Annotated in this window: 5 protein-coding genes; 2 read left to right on the forward strand and 3 right to left on the reverse strand. The window is 71.0% G+C overall.

Going from position 1 to position 4780, the window contains the following annotated elements; genetic code table 11:
• A partial coding sequence (gene cofG / locus G6019_RS15210; protein ID WP_182627944.1) for a 7,8-didemethyl-8-hydroxy-5-deazariboflavin synthase CofG occupies positions 1-1137 on the reverse strand: 1137 nt, incomplete at its 3' end.
• A gap of 99 nt (positions 1138-1236) precedes the next feature.
• Here cofG and G6019_RS15215 point away from each other — a divergent pair.
• Together G6019_RS15215 and G6019_RS15220 are read left to right on the forward strand one after the other, a co-directional pair.
• Positions 1237-1881, forward strand: coding sequence for a PH domain-containing protein (locus G6019_RS15215; protein ID WP_107756760.1), 645 nt, complete (start codon positions 1237-1239; stop codon positions 1879-1881).
• On the forward strand, positions 1878-3581 hold the full coding sequence (locus tag G6019_RS15220; protein WP_107756761.1) for a PH domain-containing protein: 1704 nt from the start codon (positions 1878-1880) through the stop codon (positions 3579-3581). Before G6019_RS15215 ends, G6019_RS15220 begins: the two co-directional genes overlap by 4 nt.
• On the opposite strand, the gene G6019_RS15225 is transcribed toward G6019_RS15220, so the two are convergent.
• Positions 3552-3953 (reverse strand): hypothetical protein, encoded by a 402-nt coding sequence (locus G6019_RS15225; protein ID WP_182613522.1) that lies wholly within the window; start codon positions 3951-3953, stop codon positions 3552-3554. The genes G6019_RS15220 and G6019_RS15225 overlap by 30 nt on opposite strands.
• Positions 3950-4780, reverse strand: an 831-nt coding sequence (mshB, locus tag G6019_RS15230; protein WP_182627946.1) for an N-acetyl-1-D-myo-inositol-2-amino-2-deoxy-alpha-D-glucopyranoside deacetylase, incomplete at its 5' end; no start/stop codon positions are given. The genes mshB and G6019_RS15225, both read right to left, overlap by 4 nt.

Here is a 4780-nt window from a genome sequence, read left to right on the forward strand (position 1 = left end):
GGTGAGACGCTCGGTCAGTGCCCACCCCGCCGCCGCCAGGTCGGCGGTCAGCCCCTCGAGATGCGGCCACGGCCGCTCGGGGTTGACGTGATCGGGTGTCAGCGGGGAGATGCCGCCCAGGTCGTCCACCCCCGCGCCGATGAGAGCCAGCACCTCCCCCCGGTCCACCAGATTCGGCGGGGCCTGGACGGCGACCCGCGGGTCGAGCACCAGGCGCGCGACGGCGATCGCGGCGAGGAACTCGCCGGTGTCCGCGTCGGCCGAGTCGCGCATGGCGGTGTCGGGCTTGGCCCGGAAATTCTGGACGATCACCTCCTGGAGGTGTCCGAACTCCCTGGCCAGTCCGGCCAACGCGAGCAGACTCTCGGCCCGTTCGGTCCAGTTCTCCCCGATACCGACCAGGATCCCCGAGGTGAACGGCACCGCGAGACGCCCGGCGTCGGTCAGGGTCCGTAGCCTCACCGCGGGGTCCTTGTCCGGGCTGCCGTGGTGGCACGCACCCGGGGTGGTGAACAGCCTTGTGGCGGTGGTCTCGAGCATCATCCCCATCGACGGTGCGACCGGCTTGAGCATGGACATCTCCGACCAGCTCATCACCCCGGGGTTGAGATGCGGCAGCAGCCCCGTCTCCTCCAACACCCGGATGGCCATGGCCCTGACGTAGTCCAGGGTCGAGGAGAAGCCGCGCGACTCGAGCCACTCCCTCGCCTCGGGCCAGCGGTCCTCCGGTCGGTCGCCCAACGTGAAGAGCGCCTCCTTGCACCCGGCTTCCGCGCCGCGTCGGCACAGGTCCACCACCTCGTCGGGGTCGAGGAACAGCCCCTCGCCAGCGGCCCGGAGCTTGCCCGGAACGGTCACGAACGTGCAGTAGTGGCAGCGGTCGCGGCACAGGCGGGTGAGCGGGACGAACACCTTGCGGGAGTAGGTCACCACCCCCGGGCGTCCCTCGTCGACGAGCCGTGCGTCGCGGCGCGCGGCCGCCAGCCCGGTCAGCCGGACGAGATCGTCACCACGCGCGGCCAGCAACACCGCCGCCTCGGTCACGTCGAGGGTGAGCCCGTCGGAGGCCCGGCGCAGCGCGCGGCGCATGGCCGAGGGCGTGGGCTCGGGATCGACGGGCGTCAGGGCGAGATCCATGTCCGTGATGATGCCCCACCGAGGCCGCGAGGTGGAGGGCCGGTGCTGCGTGGGAGGTCACGGCCGTACGGAACGGGACCGCGCACTAGTCTGGGCGGCATGCCCGATCCCGCCCGTCCCCTGCGCAGCAACGGTGATCCCCTGGTGTCCGCACCTCCCCGTGGCGCCGGTGGCGCCCACGCCCTGCGCGAGCCGGCTCCGGCGACCGCTACCGAGGACGTCCCCGACTCCGGCGAGGGTCTGCTGACGTCCAACCGGGTGCTGGTCACGGCTCCGCGTCACCGGATCTCCCCCCGCACGCCGGTGCTGTGGGTGATCGAGGGGATCTGGTCGTGGGCGATCCTCGCCGCCCTGCAGGTCGGGTGGTACTTCTGGGGCGACAACGTGATGGGGTTCTGGAACTGGGTCGCGCTGGCAGCGACCGTCCCGTTCGCGTTCATGTCCATCGTGGTGGCGCCGTGGTGGCGCTACGTCGTGGCCCGGTGGGACGTCTCGGACACCGCCGTGTGCTCGCGCAAGGGCTGGTGGACCACCCAGTTCCGCATCGCCCCGCTGGCGCGCCTGCAGACCGTCTACACCACCCGCAACCTGTTCGAACGGTGGTTCGGTCTGGCCACCGTCCACGCCTCCACCGCGTCGGCGCAGGGCACGGTGGAGATCAGGGGCCTGGTGCTCGCCGACGCGGAGGCGTTGGCGCAGCACCTCATCGCCATCGCCAACCTCGACTCGGAGGACGGGACGTGAGCGGACCGGGGACCGTGTCCGGGGTGACGGCCGGTCCGGACGACGACGAGGCCGGCTCCTCCGTCGACACCGCGCGGGCCCCTGGAACCGAATCGGCACCGGACCAGGAGGCGGCCGAGGAGACGGCGCCGACCGATCGGACTGACGACGCCGGCGCGGTCGACCCGGAGGCCCCGTGGCACCGGTTGTCCTGGCGGATGCTGCTGGTGGACCCGCTGGGGATGCTGACCCGGTTGCTCCCGCTGTTCCTCATCTCCCTGTGGTTGGGGTCGAATCGCAACAACTACTGGTTCGAGATCGGCGTCATCTCGTTGATCGTCCTGGGCAGTCTACTGAGGTGGCTGTCCACGAGCTACCAGGTCGGCCGGACCCACATCGTCCTGAAGAAGGGCTTCTTCAGCCGCAACGTGGTCACGGTGTCGCGCCAGCGGATCCGCAGCGTGGACACCGAGTCGGACCTGTTCCACCGGGTGATGCGCGTATCGATCGTCGAGGTCGGCACCGGCCGCGCGGACTCCGGGAAGTCGGACGCCGAGCGGTTCCGGCTCAACGCCATCGACACTGCCCAGGTCGAGCCGCTGCGCGACGAACTGCTCAAACATCGGCGCGCCCTGGACCCGACGCTGAGCGAGGAGGACGAGGAGCAGTGGGGGTCGAAGTACGGCGAGGACATCTCCCGGTGGCGCGTCACGTGGGCGCGGTTCGCGCCGTTCTCCTTCCTCGGGTTCGGCGTTCTCCTGTCCCTGTGGCTCCTCACCTGGCAGATGGGGGACATGCACGACCGGGTCATGGACCTCGCGGTGGTCGAGGCGACCGTCTCGTGGCTCGACTCCCTGGGACAGCCGTGGACTCTGGTCGGCGAGGTGATCGCGGTCTGGATGGTGGCCGGGGTCCTGGCGATCATCACGTACGCGATCCGTTACGGGAAGTACGCGCTCACCGACCGTGGACAGTTGCTCTACGTCCAGAACGGCATCCTCCGACGGAAGCATCAGGCGCTGGACAAGGCCAGGCTCCGAGGGGTCGAGATCCGTCTGCCGGTCTATCTCCGGCTCCTGGGCGGTGGCCGGCTCGAGCCCATCATGACGGGGACCAAGAAGGGTGCCGCCGCGTCGACGCTGCTGCCGCAGGCCCCCATCAAGGACGTCCGGCGGGTGGCCGCGCGCATCCTCGGCGACCCGACGCCGGTCACCGTGAGGCTCCGGCGCCACCCGTGGAAGGCCGCGCGCCGGCGGATCACCCGTGGACTCCTCCCGTTCTGGGTGGTGGCCGGCCTGATCGTCCTGGTGCGGATCGACTCCGGCCCATCGGCCGACATCTGGGTGCAGTGGGGGATCCCGGCGGCCCTGGTGTTCTTCCTCGCGTTGTCCGTCGACCGGATCAGGATGCTCGGCCACGCTCTGCTGCCCGACGTCCTGGTGAGCTCGAGTGGGTCGTGGACCGCCAAGCGGACCGTGCTCGAGGCGGAGGGCATCATCGGGTGGACGGTCACCCAGTCGGTGTTCCAGCGTTCCGCGGGGGTCGCGACCGTCTCGGCGGCCACCCCCGCGGGCAACGGTGTCTACTCCGTCGTCGACATGGACGCCGACGAGGCCTGGGCTCTGGCCGAGGCGCTGACCCCCGGCATCACGGACGTGTGGCACCACGACGGGGACCCCGACGTGCGCTCCTCACCGTCGATGGGTCTCCGCCCGCGGTGAGCGTCCCAGCGTCGCGACCCACAGTGGGATGAGACCGCCCACCACCAGGAGAGCCAGGCCCCGTAACCCGATCGGGACGGGCATGTTGCCTCCGGGGCCCAGGTTGAGCGTCACCAACGTGAGGATCCAGATCAGGGCCGGGAACACGGCCACGATCGCCCGGTCGGACCAGGCCGAGGCGACCCGCACCAGGAACAGCGACCACACACCGGCCGCCAGGATGGTGAACGGGAACGGGACCGGGCCGACGTACGTCGCGAGCCAGGCCACGGCCAGCACGCAGCTGGTGGCGGCGCCGACGGCGAGCATCACCAGCGCTACACCGAGTTCGATCACCCTGGTCGACCGGACGAGGGCGGCCCGGCCGGTCACCGGGTCTCCCCCACGAGTCCGTCGAGCAGGTGAGCGGTACCGGGCGGGCACTTGACGTAGGGGCCCCCGGGGTCGGCGAGGTCGTGGGCGATATACCACTCGACATCCGAGACGGGCTGGAGGATCCCGTTGGTCAGGGCGAAGAACCACGGTTCTGAATCCGGCCCCGGGACCAGTTCGAGTTGGGTCGCGTGTCCGGTCAGGGCCTCCAGCTTGGCCGCATAGGTGGCGTCGTCGAGCGGCACACGGTGGGTCAGCCGTGAGTCCGGTACGGATGGCAGCTCGGCTTCGTCCGCGTGACGCAGGTGGGCCGGCGGCGCCGGGTGTCGTCGCGAGACGTCGGACCTGGCGGTGACGGTCCACGCCACCCGCCAGGGCCGGTGGGCCGCCTGGTCGATCGCACTGTGGACGACCTCGTGGGCGCGGATGTGGTCGGGGTGGCCGTAACCTCCGCGCGGGTCATAGGTCACCACCAGGTCGGGACGCCAGTCGTCGACGAGTGCCACCATCTCGTCGACCGCCTCGCGCCCAGAGCCCACGAAGGCGCGCGGATGCCGCGCGGACGGCGTCCCGGCCATCCCGGAATCCCGCCACCGGCCGGCGCCCCCGAGAAAACGGGGCCGGTCGACACCGAGCGCGCGGAGCGAGACCCCCAGCTCCCCGATCCGGAACCCGCCGAGTTGATCGGCGCGGTCGGCCAGCAGCCCGGAGAGGTCCTCACCGAGGACCTCACCCTCCTCCCCGAGGGTGCACGTCACCACCCGCACCTCCACACCGGCCGCGACGAGGGCGGCGATCGAGCCTCCGGTGGTGATGGCTTCATCGTA

Origin of the sequence: Dietzia sp. DQ12-76 (genome assembly GCF_014145045.1) — a bacterium.
In the GTDB taxonomy this organism is placed as follows: domain Bacteria; phylum Actinomycetota; class Actinomycetes; order Mycobacteriales; family Mycobacteriaceae; genus Dietzia.